The organism is Mycobacterium sp. MAA66 (assembly GCF_041261665.1).
Taxonomy (GTDB): domain Bacteria; phylum Actinomycetota; class Actinomycetes; order Mycobacteriales; family Mycobacteriaceae; genus Mycobacterium.
Genome location: NZ_JBGCCC010000005.1, coordinates 1 through 17,514 on the forward strand (window position 1 = coordinate 1; position 17,514 = coordinate 17,514).

A 17,514-nucleotide genomic window follows, 5' to 3' on the forward strand; every position below is an offset into this window, starting at 1 on the left:
CTTGCGCACCAGCGCACAGCCCTAAAACACAACAACCAGTGTCAAGGATCAACCGGAGTAGATCGGTCAAGCATCAACCGACGTTGAACAGGGGCGCTCAGCACTCTTGCAGGCCGATACCGGCATTGCGCCATCCTCGTCAGTTAGCCAGAACTGCCGCACTTCACATGGTCTGCGTTACCGCCCGTGCCCGCCACCGCCGCCGCTGTGGCCACCGCTGTGCCCGGACTCATCGATGTTTTGGTTGAAGTACCAGTCACCGTCGAATGGGTACTGATCGTTGTCCGCGATGGTGGTCGGCGAAAATGACAGCGACGGATTGTCGGTGGTGGGTTGCGTGCCGTAGTCCGGGCAGGCCGCGATCGCCGGATCGCACGAATCGGCCGAAGCCAGCGGAGGCGCGACCAACGTCACCACTGCCGTCGCGGCGCAGAGCACCGCAGCTTTGATAAGTCGTGTGCGCACCGGAATCTCCTACTGCCAACGCCGAGAACTGATGGCTGACAGTAACATCGGCGACCGGCTGCCACCCGATATCAACGAAGGTCTGCGTGGCCCGTCAGCCCTCGAGGCGGCCGCCGGGTGGGATAAGGTCAGCGCACCCGAGGTGAGGAGTTGGATATGGCCGTCAGTGCCCGCGGCGCAGCACGCGTGATCGGTACCGTCTTCTTTGCCGGCGCCGCCGTGATCGGCGCTGCCCCTGCGGCGTCGGCCGACCCGCAGCCGGGTTGTTCGGCCGGGGATCTGGAACAGATCAGCGCCCAGGTCTCCGCAGCCACGTCGGTGTATCTGTTCACCCACCCCGACGTCAACGCGTACTTCACCAGCCTGCGAGGCCAGTCCAAAGACCAGGTCCGCAAGCAGGTACACGACTACTACGCCGCCAACCCGCAGACCCAGTCGGACCTGGCAGCGATCCGCCAGCCGCTGCGCGACATGAAGAGCCGCTGCCAGTAACTAGAGTTTTGATTCCTCTGGGGCCGCGTCTTCGTCGTCGGCCTCCGACTCGATGACGGTCGCGGGCGGCGCCGCCCGCTCCCACACCACGGCGCCGACACATGCCGTCACAACCCACCCGATCCCGCTGACGCCGCACCAGGTGAGTATCGCCATGGCTACCCCGATGGGCCCGAATTCGTCCCAGCCCTGAAGCAGTGGCGGGAAGACCAGCCGGGCGGCCAGCGGCAGCACCGCCCCGTCGATGAGCATTCCGGCCAGGCCAACCAGCACCAGCGCTGACCCGCCCCGGCCACCGCGGCGGACCAGCAGAGCCGGGGTGATCGTCCAGAAGAGCCAGGCCGGTATCAGAGAAGCCGCAAAATGCAGATACCGCGAGGCCCCGTGGTGATCGCTGCCGAAGGCGATCCGCTCCCGAACCGCAATCACCGCCAGATACAACAGGAACCACAGCGCGCCACGCCACAACTTGCCGCCGAGGCCGAACGGCTCACGGCGCCAGGCCTTGGCGAAGATGCCGGCGATGCTGATCGACATCGGGATTCCCCACAAGAGAAAACTCGAGACGCCGATGAAGGTCCAACTGGACCGCAGGCCCGAGGCCCGGCCGAAGGCGTCTCGAACCCGTTCGGTCAACGGAGACACCAGGCCGAGCTGACGACTCATCACCGTCCCGGGGCTGGCGTTGTCGGCGAAGCCGTGAAGGTAACTGAAGCCGATAATCGCCAAGGGGATAACGGTGGTGAACAGTTGGACCGACACCACCGCACCCAAGGTGCCCCCGTCGATCTCGTTGAACCGAGCGACCACCGCCGAAACGAATCGGACCTGGCGCGCCTGTGCCAGCCGGCGGTAACGGTCTTCAAGCCGTTGACGCATCGCCGGCGAGTCCGCGTTGTCACTCATCGTTGCCCGGCCCTTTCGCGCGGTGTGCCCGCTGTCGGCATCGCGGCGCAGCTGTGCTCGCCGGCCCGCGAATTGTGCCCGTTGCATGAGGTTCAGTGCGACGAAACGTAGACAAAGCCGGCGCGACACCTTCGTACAGCTCACTTCGCTGAAGAACCGCTGAAGGTCTCAAAACTATGACCGCAGCCACCGGCGGCCACTGTTAGCGTCGGGCCGGTCAGCTACCCTTCGGGTGAAGGGCCAGACGATGTACATTTCCAAACTCAAGATGCTGATCGTAGGTGCTTTGGCTGCAATCAGTTTCACCATGTTGGGCACCGGTCTCGCGTCGGCCGACCAGTGGCGGATGTTCGATGCCCGCGACAGCCTGCAGAATGCATTGAACTTTCTGAACGCAGCGGAGGCGGACAAGGGCGGCCACCGCGCCACCGCAATCAACTTGGTGCAGCAGGCGATCGATCAGGTCAACCAAGGCATTCAGGCCGGTCGCTGACCCAGGCTGCCAACGCCCGCAGCGCGAGCGTCAAAATCATTTGGCCGGAACGAGTTTCGCCACTTGCGCGACATTGAGCTGCCACTGCTCGATGACCCGGAACCCCCGCGCGGCCGGCACTTGATACGCCGCCGTGCTGGCCAGGCGCGGCCCCGGCGTCAACGTCCCGGCCTGCCGGTGAGCAGGCAGCGACCGATCGCGTTCGGTGACGGTCCACACCACCGGGCACGACGGCAGCTTGTCCGCCCAGGCCGTGATCGGCAGCCGGGTCTCGAACAGCGCTTCGAGCTCCAACGCACTCTTGTCCTGTCCGAAGTCGCGCAACCGCGCGTACGCCGCGGGCTTGGCGGCCTTGAGAGGACCCACCACGGTCGAGTTCGCCGACAGGTCGATGTTGAGGCAATCGCCGGGCTGAGCGTGGGCGCTGATGATGTCGGCGACCTGAATGTAGTCCATGCCGTATTTCGCGTACGGCCCGCGCTGGGCAACATAATTCGGCACCGCGGCTGCGGCCAGGACGGCCAGCACCACTGCGATCCGGCGGGGTTCCCGGCCGACGGTGACCGCTGCCATGCCCAGAAGCAGCGCCAGCGCGGGGGCCGTGAACGACAGATAGTGCGGTTGGTACATCGGTTCGCGCACCATCGAATACGCCACGATCACTGCGGTCGGGACAATGATCCACGCGGCCGCCATCCAGCCCAACAGTCTCGGGCGTTCCCCCAGCGGGGCGCCCGGCCGGCGGCGCATGCGCCACGCCACGACGGTCAGCACCAGCACAGCGATGATGAACGGCGCCACCAAGGCCTGCGCATGTACTCCTGCCGCGATCTCAGCTGAGGTCACCTTGTGATTCGGGACCAAGTTCGTGGCCCGCTCACTGCTCGAGTACACCGCGGGAAAGTACTGGTCACCGATCAGCTGTCCCAGCGTTCCAGGACCGATCGCCCAGATCCATCCGACTTGGGCCTGCTGCGCTTTGATCGCATACATGAACGGCAGCGCGGCGATGGTCGCCGCAACCACCGCGCAGATCCAGCCGGCGATGGTCCGCCTGGCGGGCCGGTTGCCGAGCACCAGTACCGCATGGGCTGCGACGACGAAGATGACGAAGACATTGAATACGGTCGACAACGCCAGGCCCGCTGCGTAGGCAACCCACAGCCAGACGCTCCTCCGGCGCAGCGCCATCAGGAACAGCACCGTGATCCACACCGCGTCGAACATCGACATCGCGTAGGAACGCGCTTCGACCGCCGCCCAGGTGACCCGCGGCAGCACCGCGAAAACCACGCCGGCCGCGACCGCGACCTGCCTGGATGCCAGTTGACGACCGATCACCACCACACCGGATGCCGCCGCCCCGACCAGGACGGAACTGACGAACCGCGCCCAGAACTGATCTGCCGGAAACACGGTGAACCAGCCCTGCATGAGGAAGTAGTAGGCGCCGTGTACCCCGTCGACGTGGTGCAGCAGCGCCCACAATTGCGGGAGGCTGCGCCCGGTCGCGGACATCGTCGCGACCTCGTCCAACCACAGCGACGGGCGGCCCGCACCGATCACACCGATGACAAACGCGAACAGCCCGATCAAGGCCGACTCAGCCGCGGGACCACGCCACGTGATCCCGCGCACCCTTATGCCCCCGGCTTCCAATACCGCGCTGATGCTGCACCCCCAGAGCCGCCCGCTGTCGGCACCGTAACAGTGCAGACCGCACTGTTCACGACACCGATCAAGCTATCAGCGATCAGCTAGTGAATACTCAGAAAACTGCTTCCCCAAGCAAGTTTCGATCGGCGCGCTCGAATCAGACCGCCTTGGTGACGCCGTAGTACGCCACGATGTCGTCGGTATCGGAGGTCGAACTGGTCAAGGTCCCGTACGACCGCAGGAACGACTGACCGACGCAGCCGTCGACCTTGACGTGGACTTCTTTCAGTGTCACCCGCACCGGGGCCGTTTTGAACGCCTTCTTGTCGACCGGGATGGCCGTCACCTGGCCGGGCTTCGGGTGATTCTCGATCGAACCTTGCAACGGGAAGGTGACGTTGGTGGGGATGGCGCCGGTGAAGAGGTTGGCGGTGCCGGTGGTCGCGCCGGCGGAGCCGACCAGTCGGACCTGCCCCAGCTCGATACCGCAACCGATCTGGTAGCCGACCTCCAACGTTCCACCCGCGAGAGTGCCCTTCCCGCGGCCGCTGATGGTGCCGGTGAAGGTGCCACCCACCAGGTATTCGCGGGAGGAGACCGCGGTGGTCAGCGGCGCGACCGGCAGTTGGGTCTCATCGGACGCGGTCACGGTCAGCGTCCAGCCATCCGGCGTGGTGACAATGCCGGGTTCGGCCGAGGCCACCGCTCCGGTGTCCGGCAGCGGTGCGGCGTCGCCGGCGGGCGGCACGGCCGGATCGGCATATGCGGCGGAAGACATGCTCACCGGTAACAGCGCACACACCACCCCGAGTGCAGCTAGACGATTCGACAAGCCAGTTCCGACGCCATTCATGACCGGGAGTTAAGCAAATTCACAGGCCCTTCGCAGTCCCGGTTCATTCGCCGTACACCGGATCCCATCGCGCGTTCCCGGCAGTTCGGATACCGCTGCGTGGTGGCAGAGTCGAGCGTGTGACTGCCACCCCGGACTACTGGAATCACAATGCCGCCTATCACCGGTGGGTGCTGGACATCGCCGGGAAACATCGGGGCAATGTGCTCGACATCGGTTGCGGTGAAGGTCTTTTGGCGCAGCGACTGGCCGCCACCTCGCGATCGGTCACTGCCATCGACCCCGATTCCGCCGCGATCGACCGGGCCCGCGAACGACTCGCCGGCATCGGGCGGGTCACTCTGGCACACAACGGTTTCCATGAGTTCGACGCCGGCGGTCAGAAATTCGATGTGATCACTTTCGTCGCCAGCCTGCACCACATGGAGCTGGCTGATTCCCTACTGAAGGCTCGTGAATTACTCACGCCCACAGGGGAAATCGCCGTAGTAGGGCTGTCCGCCAATCGCACCCTCACAGACTGGCTGATATCGGCGGCCTGCCTGCCCGCCGTCCGGATCGGCTCCCGTTGGCACGGCGAACGGCGTGACATCGGGGTGGCGGTCGCCGCCCCTCGCGAATCACTGTCCGAGATTCGAATCACGGCGAACCGAATCCTGCCCGGCGCAGTGATCCGCCGCGGCCTGTACTACCGGTATCTACTCCGCTGGTCCAAGCCGCAGTTCTAGGCTGACATTCGTGTCCGAACACGTATTGACGCAGGTTCTCGACCGCGTCGCGCTCATCACCGTCAACGATCCCGACCGCCGCAACGCGGTCACCGCGGAGATCTCCGCCGGCCTGCGCGCAGCGGTCGACTCCGCCGAAGCCAACCCCGGTGTGCATGCGGTCGTCGTCACCGGCGCAGGCAAGGCGTTCTGCGCGGGCGCCGACCTGACCGCGCTGGGCGCAGCCACTGTCAACGGGCTACGGGTCATCTACGACGGATTCCTGGCGGTGGCGGACTGCAAGCTGCCGACCATCGCTGCGGTGAACGGCCCGGCGGTGGGCGCCGGGCTGAATCTCGCGCTGGCCGCCGACGTCCGCATCGCCGGTCCGGGAGCGGTGTTCGACCCACGCTTCCAAAAGCTCGGTATTCATCCCGGCGGCGGGGCGACATGGATGTTGCAGCGCGCCGTCGGACCGCAGGTCGCTCGGGCTGCACTGTTGTTCGGCATGAGGTTCGATGCCGAAGAGGCGGTGCGAAATGGCCTGGCCCTGCAGGTTGCAGATGATCCGGTGGCCGCCGCACTGGCGTTGGCCGCGGGACCTGCCGGTGCTCCTCGTGAGGTGGTGCTGGCGACCAAGGCCTCGATGCGGGCCACCGATCACCCTGGTGTGCTGGATATCGACCAGCACCACCTGGCGGTGGACATCGAGATCGCGCCACAGGCCGCATCCATCGAATCACCGGAGTTCGCAGCACGGTTGGCGGCGGCCAGGCAGCGCTGATCAGCCTTCCAACAAGGCCAATTCCGGCGTCTCGATCAGTGCGCGCAGCTCCCCCAGGAACGCCGCGACCCCGGCACCGTCGGCCACCCGGTGGTCGAAGGCACAGGTGAGCGTCATGGTCGGGCGGGCTTCGACGACGCCGTCGATCACCATGGCCCTCGGTTTGAGTGACCCCATGCCGAGAATGGCCGCTTCCGGGTAGTTGATGACGGGCACCCCCTCGTCCAGGCCCAGCGCGCCGAAGTTCGACACGGTGAAGGTCGAGCCATGCAGCTCAACGGGTTTGATCTCCGCGTCCCGCGCCGCGCGTACCAGTCGCGCGACTTCCTGCGCCAGGTGGCGGGTAGTCATGCGGTGCGCATCGCGAACGACCGGCACCAGCAATCCACGGGTGGTCGCCACCCCGATACCGAGGTGCACCGATTCGTGCAGATGCACACCAGGACCCCGCTCAGATGGCACCCACGTCGCGTTGAATTCCCGATGGTGCCGCAGCGCAATGGTCAGCAGCCGTAGCGTCAGGGTAAAGGGGGTGATCGCCTCATCCACCGCGGCCAGGATCTGGCGAACCCTCAGCAATTCGGTGCAGTCGATGTGCACCGAGGCATGTGCGTCAGGAATCTCGCTGCGTGACACAGACATCCGCCGGGCCATTTCGGCCTGCACGCCGGTCACCGCGGTGACACTGTCGGGGCGGACGCTGTCGGCGTGCGGCGCTGCGGCCAAGACGTCGTCACGAGTGACGATGCCGTCGGGGCCCGACGGCACAACGCCGTTCAGATCCACATGTAGGTCAGCGGCGAGCTTGCGGACTCGTGGCTTGGCCCGGCGCCGCGTCGCATCCATCTGCTCATCGGTGCCGTAGCCGACCAGCACCGGATTGCGCTTGGGTTGCGGCGGCTCGGGCTGCGTCGCGGACTCGGCGACTGCGATACGCACCAAAACCGCGCCCACAGCCAACGTCTGGCCCTCTGCCCCACCGAGTTCGGTCACGATGCCGGCATATGGGCTGGGTATCTCGACGGCGGCCTTGTTGGTCTCCACCGTGCACAGCACCTGGTTGAGCACGACGGTGTCACCGACGGCGACTGCCCACGACGTGATGGTGGCGTCCTGCAGTCCCTCACCCAGGTCTGGAACCAGGAAGTCGCGGACCACACTCATGGCTGGCTCATCGCCTTGTGCACGCAGTCCAGCAGACGGTCGACGCCGGGCAGCCACAACTTCTCCAGCCGGGCCGGTGGGTACGGGGTGTCGAATCCGGTGGCGCGCAACACGGGTGCCTCCAGGTCGTAGAAGAGTTCCTCGGAGATCCGCGCGGCCAGTTCAGCACCGAAGCCCAAGGTGCGCGGTCCTTCGTGCATGACGACGGCGCGGCCGGTCTTGCGCACCGATGCCGCGACGGTCTCGAAATCCAGCGGATTCAGTGACCGCAGGTCGACGACCTCCAGCGCAACCGTGTCGGCCACCAGATTCGCTGCGGCCAAGGCGGTGTCGACCAGGGAGCCATAGGTGATGACGGTGACGTCCTGCCCGACCCGCCGGATCGCGGCTTGCCCCAGCGGCGGTCCGGCCGTGGTGGTGTCCAACTCGCCCTTGGTCCAGTACCGGCGCTTGGGTTCCAGATAGATGACCGGGTCGCGCGATGAGATCGACTGCCGCAACAGCCAGTAGGCATCCGACGGGGTCGAGGGCACCACCACCTTGAGCCCGGCGGTGTGCAGCCAGTACGACTCGGTGGACTCCGAATGGTGTTCCACCGCACCGATTCCGCCGAATGACGGGATGCGAATCGTCACGGGCATGTCGATGTCGCCGTGGGTGCGCATGCGGTACTTGGCCAAATGGCTGACGATCTGGTCGAATGCCGGCGCAGCGAAGCCGTCGAACTGGATTTCCGGCACCGGCACGAATCCGCGGAGCGCCAAACCGATCGCAATGCCGATGATCGACGATTCGGCCAGCGGGGTATCGAAGCACCGTGATTCACCGAACGTCGCCTGCAGGCCGTCGGTTACCCGGAAGACACCACCGAGTGGTCCGACGTCCTCGCCGAACACCAGCACATGTTCGTCGGCGATCATCGCGTCGTGCAGCGCCCGGTTGACGGCCTGGGCCATGGTGACGGTCTGGGCCTGGGAGCTGAGCTCAGGCAACTCGTCGCCGGAATCTCCGGACACCGAGGGCCGGTCGATGATCTGTGTCATGTCAACCCTCCCAATCCAATTCGGCGATCAGCGCATCACGTTGCCGGGCCAGCTCCGGGGTGATGTCCGCGTAGACGGTGTCGAACATCTCGGCGACGTCGAAATCCGGTGCATTGACGACGGACTCGCGCAGCTCGTCGCGCAGCCGTTGCGATCGGGCCTGGACACGCTCGGACAGCCTCGGCGTCAGTATCCCGATGCGCTCCAGGTACGTGCGATAGCGAGTGATCGGATCCTTTGTCTCCCAATGCTTGACCTCATCGGCCGAGCGATAGCGGGTCGGATCGTCGGAGGTGGTGTGCGGGCCGAGCCGGTAGGTGACGGCCTCGATCAACGTCGGCCCACCGCCCTGACGTGCCCGTTGCGCGGCCTGTGCCATCACCGCGTAGCAGGCCAGTACATCGTTGCCGTCCACGCGAATACCGGGCATGCCGTAACCGATGGCACGGTGCGCAATCGAGGGTCCGGCCTGTTGCCGACCTATCGGCACCGAGATGGCCCACTGGTTGTTCTGGATGAAGAACACACACGGCGCCGCGGTAACGGCCGCCATGTTGAGCGCCTCATGCATGTCACCCTCGGAGGTACCGCCGTCGCCGACGAACGCCACCGTCACCGAATCCTCACCCAGCCGTTGCGCGCCCATGGCGGCGCCGACGGCATGGAGACCATGCGTGCCGATCGGTATCGAGAGTGGGGCGCAGTGCTTTTCGGTGAAGCCCAGGCCGCCGTGCCAGCGGCCCCGCCACACCGCGCTCATCTGGGCCGGAGTGATACCCCGGGTCAGCAGGGCGCCGAGTTCGCGATACTGCGGGAAGATCCAGTCGGTCTTGCGCAGGCAGGCCGTCGCACCGATCTGTGCAGCCTCCTGGCCCCGGCAGGAGGCGAACAGCGCCAGCTCACCTTGGCGCTGCAGGTTGACGAACTCGGCGTCCAACTCGCGGGTGACGACCATCAATTCGTAGAGCCAGCCGAGGGTCTCCGGCGGCAGGTCCCGGTGATACCGGTCCTCGGGAGTGACTGCGCCATCGGGCGCGATGAGTTGCACCGGCTCCAGTGCCACCGTCTCAGCCATACCGCCTCCTTTCGGTGACGGCATGTTCGGCCGTCAGTCCGCGAGGTGCTCAGCGCGGTGGCGGTCAGGGCAAACCCCTGGTGTGGGGCCGCCGGTCGGTGTCGGGGTGTGGCGCCGGCCGGATGATCCGCTCTGCTCGCCGCAGTGCTGGGGCATCACCGCCATTATGCGCCCGGATGGGCATGACCGAGGTGACCGCAGGTCACGGAACAGCGACGTGTCGGCCGTCCCGTCCAGGGCGGTTACTTGCCGACATCCTCCAGGTTCACTCCGGCGGTTTCGATCCGGAACAGGTAGGTCACTATGGCGCCCAGCAGGAAACAGACGACCAGCCCCCACAGCAGCGCGGAGGTACCTATGGACTTGAGCAAAATCGGAAACAGGAACGCGGTCAGCACCGCCCCAATCTTTGCGAACGACGCGGCGAACCCGGCGCCCTTACCCCGGACCTCGGTGGGGAAGACCTCGCCGGCCAGCAGGTAGGTCATCGCGTTCGGCCCGAAGTTGACCATGAAGTAGAACAGTGTGAAACCGAGGAAGAGCAGCCACATCACGTTGGAGCCGTCCGAACGGATGGACAACCCAGACAGCAGCAGGCCCACGGCGCACCCGATGAAGCCGATGATCTGCAGTTTGATTCGGCCGACTCGGTCCACCAGGAAGATGGCGACGATGACACCCAAGACGAACAGCACGTCCATCATGGCCGAGCCTTTGGCCCCCAGGATGTCATTGTGAATTGTGTCCGACAGTCCGTGTGACTTCGACTCGGTGCCGATGACCGCAGCCAAAATCGTCGGCGTGAAGATGCCGATTCCGTAGACACCCAGATCCTGCAGGAACCACGGAACCGAGGCCAGGATCGTTGCGCGCCGGTTCTTCTTCTTGAACAGTGACGTGTAGGACCCGTGACCTCCGGAGGCCCCCTTGGCCTGGTCGCTCAGGTGTGCCAGAGAAACGTTCTTGGGATACTGCGGGTTGCGCTTGAGCAGCTTGTGAGTGGCCTTCTCGCCTTCCTCGTGTCGGCCCTTCGACACCAGCCAGTGGGGGCTCTCCGTGACATAGAGGCGACCGATCACGACCAGGATCGCCGGCACGATGGCCGATGCGTACATCCACCGCCAGGCGCCCACGTCCGGGTTCGCATACAAAATTCCGAAGCCCAACGCGGTGCCGAAGAAGGCTCCCACAGCCTGGAAAGCGAAGGCGCTCAGCACAAGTCGGCCCCGCATCGAGGTTGCGATGCTTTCCGAGATCACCATGTGCGCAGTCGGGTAATCGCAGCCCAGCGCAAGTCCCGCCCCGAACAGGCAGATCACCAGCGTGATGAAGTTGGGCGCGAACGTCAGCGCCACCAGAAACACCGCGAAGATGATCATCTCCGCAATAAACATCACCCTGCGCCCGTAGCTGTCCGCCAAACCGCCGAGAGCCGTGGCGCCGACCAGGATGCCTGCCAGGGAGGCTGCGGTGACCAGACCCTTGTCTGTGGCGGTCAAGTGGAACTGGATCGAAATCAGCGGCAGGGCAACGCCTGTCATGAACACGACCATGCCCTCGAAAAACTTACCGGCGCAGGCCAGCGCCCAGATTCGGAACTGCATGGCGGTCATCGGCATCGACCGCAACGCGGTGCCGTCGGGCCAGACGGGGAGCTCGTCGATGTACTCCTGCACCGATTTCCCGGTCGTCTGGGGTTGGTCTTGCGGTTTGTCGAGTGTGTCGGTCATGTCGCCTCTCCCGGAATTCCAGCGTCGGTCGCCAACCCGGCCCGCCCGATACCGCACCGTCGCGATACGGGACGGTTTCGCGGGCGTGCACCATCGGCTGACCAGCGTCAATTCCGCAGACGCTAAGCGGGATCAGTGAATGCACACTGAATGCCGGGTGAATTCAGCAGACTGTGGCAAACCTGGGCCTGACCCGATAAATCGCTTGGAAAAGGCCGAGTGTTCAAGCAGGTCAACGGTGTATGACTAGGTCATTCCGGCGGAATTTCGCGCTCCCGGTTTGCTTCCTATGTTTAGCTGATTGGCAATGCCGTCGGCCTCATCCAGGGTTAACCCTTTGTTTGCTTTGGACTGAGTTCGATTTCGCTATCGGTGACTACTAATTCGTTTCATCCAACTTGCGGCAGGAGCACAACAGCTGTTCTGGCCCCGAGCATTCCGGGCAGCCGATATGGCTATCCGGGTTTGTTCTACGAGGAGACAACCATGAGGCGTATCGGATCCCGGACCGCGGCCGGACTGCTCATCGTGGGCAGCCTGACCCTGTCGGCCTGCACACACCTCGACACGCCGCCCACCTACGCCAAAGGCGTCGAGGTCAGCTGTGGTGGCAAGCAGGACCTGACGGGCAGTGGTTCGACCGCCCAAGCGGGCGCGATGAGCCACTTCATCACCGGCTACGAAGAGTCATGCTCCGGCAAGACGCTCACCTATACGGCGAGCGGATCGGGCGCGGGAATTCAAGATTTCCTCACTGCCAGAACCGATTTCGGCGGCTCGGACTCGCCGCTGCAGGGTGACGAATATGCCAGCGCCAAGCAGCGCTGCGGCCAGGCAGACGCGTGGGACCTGCCAGTGGTGTTCGGCCCGATAGCGATCACCTTCAACGTCAAGTCAACCGACGTCCTGAATCTTGACGCACCAACGCTCGCAAAGATTTTCAGCGGAGCCATCACCCGCTGGAACGACCCGGCCATCACCGCGCAGAACGGAACCATGCCCGCGGAAGACATCCATGTCATCTACCGCGGCGACGCGTCCGGAACCACCGACAATTTCCAGCAGTACCTGCAGGCCGCCTCGGGCGGAGCCTGGACCAAAGGCGCGGGCAAGGTATTCAACGGAGGCGTGGGGACCGCCGGCCGGGGCAACGAGGGCACGGCCAAAGCCGTGAAAAGCACCGAAGGCGCCATCAGCTACAACGAATGGTCCTACGCGATGAAGCAGGACCTCGACGTGGCAGGAATCAAGACGGCAGGTGGAGTGGTTCGCATCGGTAGCGACTGGGTCGGCAAGACCATCTCGAACGTCACGGTGAAAGGCCAGGGCAGCGACCTCGTGCTCGATCTGTCGAAGGTGTACGCCACTGGCGCGCCCGGCGCCTACCCAATCCTATTGGCCAGCTACGAGATCGTCTGCTCCAAGTACCCCGATACCGAAGTGGGCAAGGCGGTGCGAGCGTTCATGCAATCGACCGTCTCCGTCGGACAACAAGGCCTGCCCCCACTCGGCTATATCCCGTTGCCACCGGATTTCCAGACCAAGGTCGCCGCAGCGGTCAACAACATCAGCTGACCGGACGAGATCAGGCTCGCGGCGCCAGGGCGACGATCCGCTCTGCCCGCCGGAGCACCGGCATATCCACCATGAGGCCGTCGTACTGAAACACGCCGCGCTCGCGGGTCGCCGCATCCAAAACAGCACGGGCCCAATCGACTTCCTGCTCCGTCGGGGTGTAGCCGGCCCGGATCACCGCGACCTGCGTGGGGTGAATCGCCACCTTGGCGTCGAAACCGACCGCCACTGCATCATCCACCTCGGCTCGCAGCCCATCGAGGTTCTTGATATCCAGATACACCGAATCCAGCGCCAACTTGCCAAAAGCCTTGGCGGCCAACAACGACTGCGACCGCACATGCTTGGCGACATCCCGGTAGCTATCGTCGGGCCAGCGGTTCGAGGTGCCTCCCAGAACCGCGAACAGGTCTTCGGCGCCCCACATCACGGCGAAGGTGTTGTCCACCCGCGCGGTCTCGGTGACGGCCAGCGCACCCAGCGGAGTTTCCACCAGTACCACCACGTCCAGCGGCGCCAGCGCCCGAACTTGCTGCGCGGATTCGGTTTTGGCCAGCATCACCGTGGTGTACGGCGTGCGAGCCAGCGCTTCGAGGTCCAACCTGTGGTCGGCAGTGTCGGTCGGGTTGACCCGCACCACAGTGCGAGTCGGGTCCAGTGGGGTGTCGATGAGGGCCTGTCGGGCCGCCGGGCGGTCCTTGGCCGCACACCCGTCCTCCAGATCCAGGATGACGACATCGGCTGCCGCCGCGGCCTTTTCGAAGCGTTCGGGACGATCGGCCGGGCAGAACAGCCAGCCGGGGCCCGGTGCGCGGAGGGCCACTATGACTCCCCTGGGGCGAGCGAAGCGACGGGAGAAGGCCCTGGGGCGAGCGAAGCGACGGGAGAAGGCCCTGGGGCGAGCGAAGCGACGGGGGAGTCTTCAGCCGGACGCATCCGCACCATGGTCTTGCGCGACGCAGTCGCGACGATGTCTCCGTGCTGGTTACGGCCGGTGTGCGCGAAGGTGACTATGCCCTCGCCAGGACGGCTCTTGGATTCGCGTTTTTCCAGCACCTCGGACTCGGCGTACAGGGTGTCGCCGTGGAACAGCGGCTTGGGAAACACCACATCGGAGAAGCCGAGGTTGCCGACGATGGTGCCCTGGGTCAGCTGTGCCACCGACAGACCCACCAGGGTCGACAGGGTGAACATCGAGTTCACCAGCCGCTGATTGAACGGCGGCAGCGCGTCTGCGAAAGCGGCATCCAGGTGCAGCGCCTGGGTGTTCATGGTGAGCGTGGTGAACAGCACGTTGTCAGCTTCGGTGATGGTGCGGCCCGGCCGGTGTTGGTAGATCACCCCGGGTTCGAACTCTTCGAACCACAGCCCGCGCTGGACAACGATCTTCTTCTCGCTCACAGCCCGGCCTCCCGGGCGATCAGCATGAGCTGCACTTCCGTTGTGCCTTCACCGATTTCGAGGATCTTGCTGTCCCGGTAGTGTCGCGCCACCGGATACTCGTTCATGAACCCGTAGCCGCCGAAGATCTGGGTGGCATCGCGGGCATTGTCCATCGCTGCCTCACTGGCCACCATCTTGGCCACGCAGGCGGCCTTCTTGAAAGGCTTGCCCGCCAACATCAGTGCCGCCGCGTCGTAGTACGCGGTGCGCGCAACGTGGGCGCGGGCCTCCATCCGGGCGATCTTGAAAGCGATGGCCTGGTAGCCACCGATCTTGCGGCCGAACGCCTCTCGTTCCTTGGAGTACTTGACGCATTCGTCGACGCAGCCCTGGGCGACACCGACCGACAATGCGGCGATCGCGATGCGACCTTCGTCCAGGATGCGCAGGAAGTTGGCGTACCCGCGACCACGCTCACCGAGCAGATTCTCCGCAGGCACCCGGACGTCGTCGAAGCTCAGCGGGTGGGTGTCCGAGGCGTTCCAGCCGACCTTGTCGTAGGCGGGCTCGGCGGTGAAGCCCGCCGTGGGCACGGGCACCAGGATGGCCGAGATCTCCTTCTTGCCATCGACTTCGCCGGTCACCGCCGTCACCGTGACCAGCTTGGTGATGTCGGTGCCGGAGTTGGTGATGAACTGCTTGGATCCGTTGATGACCCAGGTGTCGCCGTCGAGCTTGGCGGTGGTCTTGGTGGCACCGGCATCGCTGCCACCGCCGGCCTCGGTCAAACCGAAGGCGCCCAACGCCTTTCCGCTGGCCAGCAGGGGCAGCCAGTCCTGCTTCTGCGCCTCGGTACCGAAGCGGTACACCGGCATGGCGCCCAGACCCACGCCTGCCTCCAGCGTGATGGCGACGCTCTGGTCGACCTTGCCGAGTTCTTCCAGGGCCAGGCACAGCGCGAAGTAGTCGCCGCCCATGCCGCCGTATTCCTCGGGGAACGGCAGACCGAAGAGGCCCATTTCGGCCATGCCGTCGACAACTTCGTACGGGAACGAATGTTCCTTGTCATGCTTGGCCGCCACCGGTGCGACGACGGTCTGCGCGAAGTCGCGCACCGTCTTGGCCAGTTCGGCGTAGTGCTCCGGCAGGTTGCCGGTGGCTAGAAAGTCGGTCATGACGCGGGCTCCTCTTGGTGTGCGGTGATCCGGGCCAGCGGCTGGCCCACCTTGACCTGGTCGCCAACGGCGACAAGTAATTCCACGACGCCGTCCACCGGGGATGACAGCGCATGTTCCATTTTCATGGCTTCGACGGTGACCACGACATCACCAGTACGCACCGTCCCACCATCTTCGACACCCACGGCTACCACCGATCCGGGCATCGGGCTGACGATCTCGGCGTCGCCCTGGCGTTCCTCGTCTGGTTTGACCGGCGCCTCCCGGACTTCCTCGACCACGATGGTGCGTCCGCCGCCGGCCAGCCACAGCTTGCCGTCTTCGACCGCGGTCAGGTATTCGGTGCGCAGGCCATCGAGTGTGACGGCCAGCCGAGTACCGTCCAGAACCGCTGTCAGCGTTCGTGATCGGCCATCCTCGACGCAGGCCCGGGCATCCAGTGGTCTACCGGTGAGGTGCACGTGGTCGATGCGGTCACCCGACCGGAGCCGAACGGTCACCGGTGCGTGCTCCCCCGTGCGCCAACCGGTCGGCTGCTCCCAGAGGCTTGCGTCCGCACGCCAATGGCTCAGCCACCGGAAGGCGGCCGCGGCGATCAACTCATCGTCGCCGCCGTGCGCGGCGACGTAATCGCCGGTACGGCGATCGAGCAGGCCGGTGTCCAACCGGCCCGCGACGACGTCCTCGTCAGCGAGCAGGAAGCGAAGGAAGTCGATATTGGTACCCACACCGAGCACCGCGGTCTCGGACAGTGCCCGGTCCAGCCCGCGCAGCGCCGCAGCCCGATCATCGCCATACGCAATGATTTTCGACAGCATCGGGTCGTAATCGCTACCGACCACAGATCCGGCGCGAAGGCCTGAGTCCACCCGGACACCGGCCGGCTCGGCAAGTGCCAGCACCGTACCGCCGGTGGGCAGGAAGTCATTGGCCGGGTCTTCGGCGTACACCCGCGCCTCCATCGCGTGCCCCGTCATGACGATGTCGTCCTGGGTCACCGGCAGCGCCTCGCCGGCTGCGACCCGGATCTGCCACTGCACCAGGTCGACACCGGTCACCAGCTCGGTGACCGGATGTTCCACCTGCAGACGGGTATTCATCTCCATGAAGAAGAACTCGTCGGGCTTGTCGGCGGAGACGATGAATTCGACGGTGCCGGCGCCCCGGTAGTCGACGCTGCGCGCGGTATCGCACGCAGCAGTACCGATGCGGGCTCGGGTCGCCGGATCCAGCAGCGGTGACGGTGCCTCTTCGATGACTTTCTGATGCCGGCGTTGCAGGCTGCACTCGCGCTCACCAAGATGCACCACATTGCCGTGACGGTCCGCGACGACCTGCACCTCGATATGCCTGGGGTTCAACACAAACCGTTCCAGGAACAGGGTGTCGTCGCCGAATGCCGATGCCGCCTCCCGGCGTGCCGAGGCCAACGCGGCCGGCAGCTCGTCGGCCGCATGCACCACCCGCATGCCCTTGCCACCGCCACCGGCGGACGGCTTGACCAGCACCGGGAAGCCAACCGCGGGAGCACCGGCGATCAGATCCTCGTCGGTCAGCCCGGGCCGGGAGATGCCGGGCACCACAGGAACTCCGAACGCGGACACCGCGGCCTTGGCGGCGATCTTGTCGCCCATCGTGCTGATCGCGGCGGCCGGCGGACCGATGAAGACGATGCCCGCCTCGTTCAGCGCGGCGGCGAATTCCGCGTTCTCCGAAAGGAATCCGTAGCCGGGGTGCACGGCCTGCGCACCGGTTCGCAGGGCGGCCGCCACCAACGCCTCGATGTTCAGGTAACTCTGCCGCGCCGCGGCAGGGCCGATACCGACGGCGACATCGGCTTCAGCGACATGCCGAGCACCGGCATCGGCGTCGCTGAACACCGCCACCGACCGAATGCCCATGGCACGCAACGTACGAATGACCCGAACCGCGATCTCGCCGCGGTTGGCGACCAAGACTGTATTGAACAACCCGTCGCTTCGCCCGCCCTGGATATTCAAGGAGCTCATC

Annotated in this window: 16 protein-coding genes and 1 pseudogene; 5 read left to right on the top strand and 12 right to left on the bottom strand. The window is 65.2% G+C overall.

Features of this window, described 5'->3' with window-relative positions:
- Positions 1-177: 177 nt before the first annotated feature.
- Positions 178-465 (bottom strand): hypothetical protein, encoded by a 288-nt coding sequence (locus tag ABIA30_RS16260; protein WP_370067144.1) that lies wholly within the window; start codon positions 463-465, stop codon positions 178-180.
- Positions 466-621: 156 nt separating this feature from the next.
- Between ABIA30_RS16260 and ABIA30_RS16265 the strand changes: the two genes are divergently transcribed.
- The gene (locus ABIA30_RS16265) at positions 622-957 is read left to right on the top strand and encodes a heme-binding protein (protein ID WP_370067146.1); all 336 of its coding nucleotides are present in this window, start codon (positions 622-624) and stop codon (positions 955-957) included.
- Here the strand turns inward: ABIA30_RS16265 and ABIA30_RS16270 are convergent, their stop codons facing one another.
- A complete protein-coding gene (locus ABIA30_RS16270; RefSeq protein ID WP_370067148.1) occupies positions 958-1,950 on the bottom strand; it encodes a hypothetical protein in 993 nt (330 codons plus the stop codon). It lies immediately after the preceding gene.
- 145 nt (positions 1,951-2,095) lie between these two features.
- Between ABIA30_RS16270 and ABIA30_RS16275 the strand changes: the two genes are divergently transcribed.
- On the top strand, positions 2,096-2,356 hold the full coding sequence (locus tag ABIA30_RS16275) for a hypothetical protein (protein WP_370067150.1): 261 nt from the start codon (positions 2,096-2,098) through the stop codon (positions 2,354-2,356).
- A 36-nt stretch (positions 2,357-2,392) separates the two neighbouring features.
- Here ABIA30_RS16275 and ABIA30_RS16280 read toward each other — a convergent pair whose 3' ends face one another.
- Together ABIA30_RS16280 and ABIA30_RS16285 are read right to left on the bottom strand one after the other, a co-directional pair.
- Positions 2,393-3,994 carry a glycosyltransferase family 39 protein gene (locus ABIA30_RS16280; RefSeq protein ID WP_370067152.1) on the bottom strand — a complete coding sequence of 534 codons (1,602 nt, stop codon included), beginning with the start codon at positions 3,992-3,994 and terminating at the stop codon, positions 2,393-2,395.
- 175 nt (positions 3,995-4,169) lie between these two features.
- Positions 4,170-4,844, bottom strand: coding sequence for an MspA family porin (locus tag ABIA30_RS16285; RefSeq protein ID WP_370067677.1), 675 nt, complete (start codon positions 4,842-4,844; stop codon positions 4,170-4,172).
- Between the two features lie 140 nt (positions 4,845-4,984).
- On the opposite strand from ABIA30_RS16285, the gene ABIA30_RS16290 reads away from it, so the two are divergent.
- Both ABIA30_RS16290 and ABIA30_RS16295 read left to right on the top strand, forming a co-directional pair.
- Complete coding sequence (locus ABIA30_RS16290) at positions 4,985-5,593, top strand: class I SAM-dependent methyltransferase (RefSeq protein ID WP_370067154.1); 609 nt, start codon at positions 4,985-4,987, stop codon at positions 5,591-5,593.
- A gap of 10 nt (positions 5,594-5,603) precedes the next feature.
- Positions 5,604-6,356: an enoyl-CoA hydratase gene (locus ABIA30_RS16295; protein ID WP_370067156.1), complete on the top strand. Its 753-nt coding sequence runs from the start codon at positions 5,604-5,606 to the stop codon at positions 6,354-6,356.
- Here the strand turns inward: ABIA30_RS16295 and ABIA30_RS16300 are convergent, their stop codons facing one another.
- The 4 genes from ABIA30_RS16300 to ABIA30_RS16315 form a co-directional block, all read right to left on the bottom strand.
- On the bottom strand, positions 6,357-7,520 hold the full coding sequence (locus tag ABIA30_RS16300) for a dihydrolipoamide acetyltransferase family protein (protein WP_370067158.1): 1,164 nt from the start codon (positions 7,518-7,520) through the stop codon (positions 6,357-6,359). It lies immediately after the preceding gene.
- The gene (locus tag ABIA30_RS16305; protein ID WP_370067160.1) at positions 7,517-8,563 is read right to left on the bottom strand and encodes an alpha-ketoacid dehydrogenase subunit beta; all 1,047 of its coding nucleotides are present in this window, start codon (positions 8,561-8,563) and stop codon (positions 7,517-7,519) included. Before ABIA30_RS16305 ends, ABIA30_RS16300 begins: the two co-directional genes overlap by 4 nt.
- Position 8,564: 1 nt before the next feature.
- A complete protein-coding gene (pdhA, locus tag ABIA30_RS16310; protein WP_370067162.1) occupies positions 8,565-9,638 on the bottom strand; it encodes a pyruvate dehydrogenase (acetyl-transferring) E1 component subunit alpha in 1,074 nt (357 codons plus the stop codon).
- A 242-nt stretch (positions 9,639-9,880) separates the two neighbouring features.
- The gene (locus ABIA30_RS16315) at positions 9,881-11,368 is read right to left on the bottom strand and encodes an MFS transporter (RefSeq protein ID WP_370067163.1); all 1,488 of its coding nucleotides are present in this window, start codon (positions 11,366-11,368) and stop codon (positions 9,881-9,883) included.
- Between the two features lie 486 nt (positions 11,369-11,854).
- Here ABIA30_RS16315 and pstS point away from each other — a divergent pair, with 486 nt between their 5' ends.
- Positions 11,855-12,943, top strand: a complete 1,089-nt coding sequence (pstS, locus tag ABIA30_RS16320) for a phosphate ABC transporter substrate-binding protein PstS (protein ID WP_370067165.1) — start codon at positions 11,855-11,857, stop codon at positions 12,941-12,943.
- A gap of 10 nt (positions 12,944-12,953) precedes the next feature.
- Here the strand turns inward: pstS and ABIA30_RS16325 are convergent, their stop codons facing one another.
- The 4 genes and pseudogenes from ABIA30_RS16325 to ABIA30_RS16340 all read right to left on the bottom strand — a co-directional run bounded on the left by ABIA30_RS16325 (position 12,954) and on the right by ABIA30_RS16340 (position 17,513).
- On the bottom strand, positions 12,954-13,766 hold the full coding sequence (locus ABIA30_RS16325; protein ID WP_370067167.1) for a CoA ester lyase: 813 nt from the start codon (positions 13,764-13,766) through the stop codon (positions 12,954-12,956).
- A gap of 98 nt (positions 13,767-13,864) precedes the next feature.
- Positions 13,865-14,344 (bottom strand): annotated as a pseudogene (locus ABIA30_RS16330) (MaoC family dehydratase); the annotation flags it as partial.
- Positions 14,341-15,501 carry an acyl-CoA dehydrogenase family protein gene (locus ABIA30_RS16335; protein ID WP_370067169.1) on the bottom strand — a complete coding sequence of 387 codons (1,161 nt, stop codon included), beginning with the start codon at positions 15,499-15,501 and terminating at the stop codon, positions 14,341-14,343. The gene ABIA30_RS16335 and the pseudogene ABIA30_RS16330, both read right to left, overlap by 4 nt.
- On the bottom strand, positions 15,498-17,513 hold the full coding sequence (locus ABIA30_RS16340) for a biotin carboxylase N-terminal domain-containing protein (RefSeq protein WP_370067171.1): 2,016 nt from the start codon (positions 17,511-17,513) through the stop codon (positions 15,498-15,500). The genes ABIA30_RS16335 and ABIA30_RS16340 overlap by 4 nt, the downstream gene beginning before the upstream one ends.
- Position 17,514: the final 1 nt, after the last annotated feature.

What these genes read in the sequence shown, in the direction of transcription:
- ABIA30_RS16265 (WP_370067146.1), top strand. Translation starts at nt 622, where the DNA reads ATGGCCGTCAGTGCCCGCGGCGCAGCACGCGTGATCGGTACCGTCTTC.
- ABIA30_RS16270 (WP_370067148.1), bottom strand. Translation starts at nt 1,950, where the DNA reads ATGCAACGGGCACAATTCGCGGGCCGGCGAGCACAGCTGCGCCGCGAT.
- ABIA30_RS16300 (WP_370067158.1), bottom strand. Translation starts at nt 7,520, where the DNA reads ATGAGTGTGGTCCGCGACTTCCTGGTTCCAGACCTGGGTGAGGGACTG.
- ABIA30_RS16305 (WP_370067160.1), bottom strand. Translation starts at nt 8,563, where the DNA reads ATGACACAGATCATCGACCGGCCCTCGGTGTCCGGAGATTCCGGCGAC.
- pdhA (WP_370067162.1), bottom strand. Translation starts at nt 9,638, where the DNA reads ATGGCTGAGACGGTGGCACTGGAGCCGGTGCAACTCATCGCGCCCGAT.
- ABIA30_RS16315 (WP_370067163.1), bottom strand. Translation starts at nt 11,368, where the DNA reads ATGACCGACACACTCGACAAACCGCAAGACCAACCCCAGACGACCGGG.
- pstS (WP_370067165.1), top strand. Translation starts at nt 11,855, where the DNA reads ATGAGGCGTATCGGATCCCGGACCGCGGCCGGACTGCTCATCGTGGGC.
- ABIA30_RS16335 (WP_370067169.1), bottom strand. Translation starts at nt 15,501, where the DNA reads ATGACCGACTTTCTAGCCACCGGCAACCTGCCGGAGCACTACGCCGAA.
- ABIA30_RS16340 (WP_370067171.1), bottom strand. Translation starts at nt 17,513, where the DNA reads ATGAGCTCCTTGAATATCCAGGGCGGGCGAAGCGACGGGTTGTTCAAT.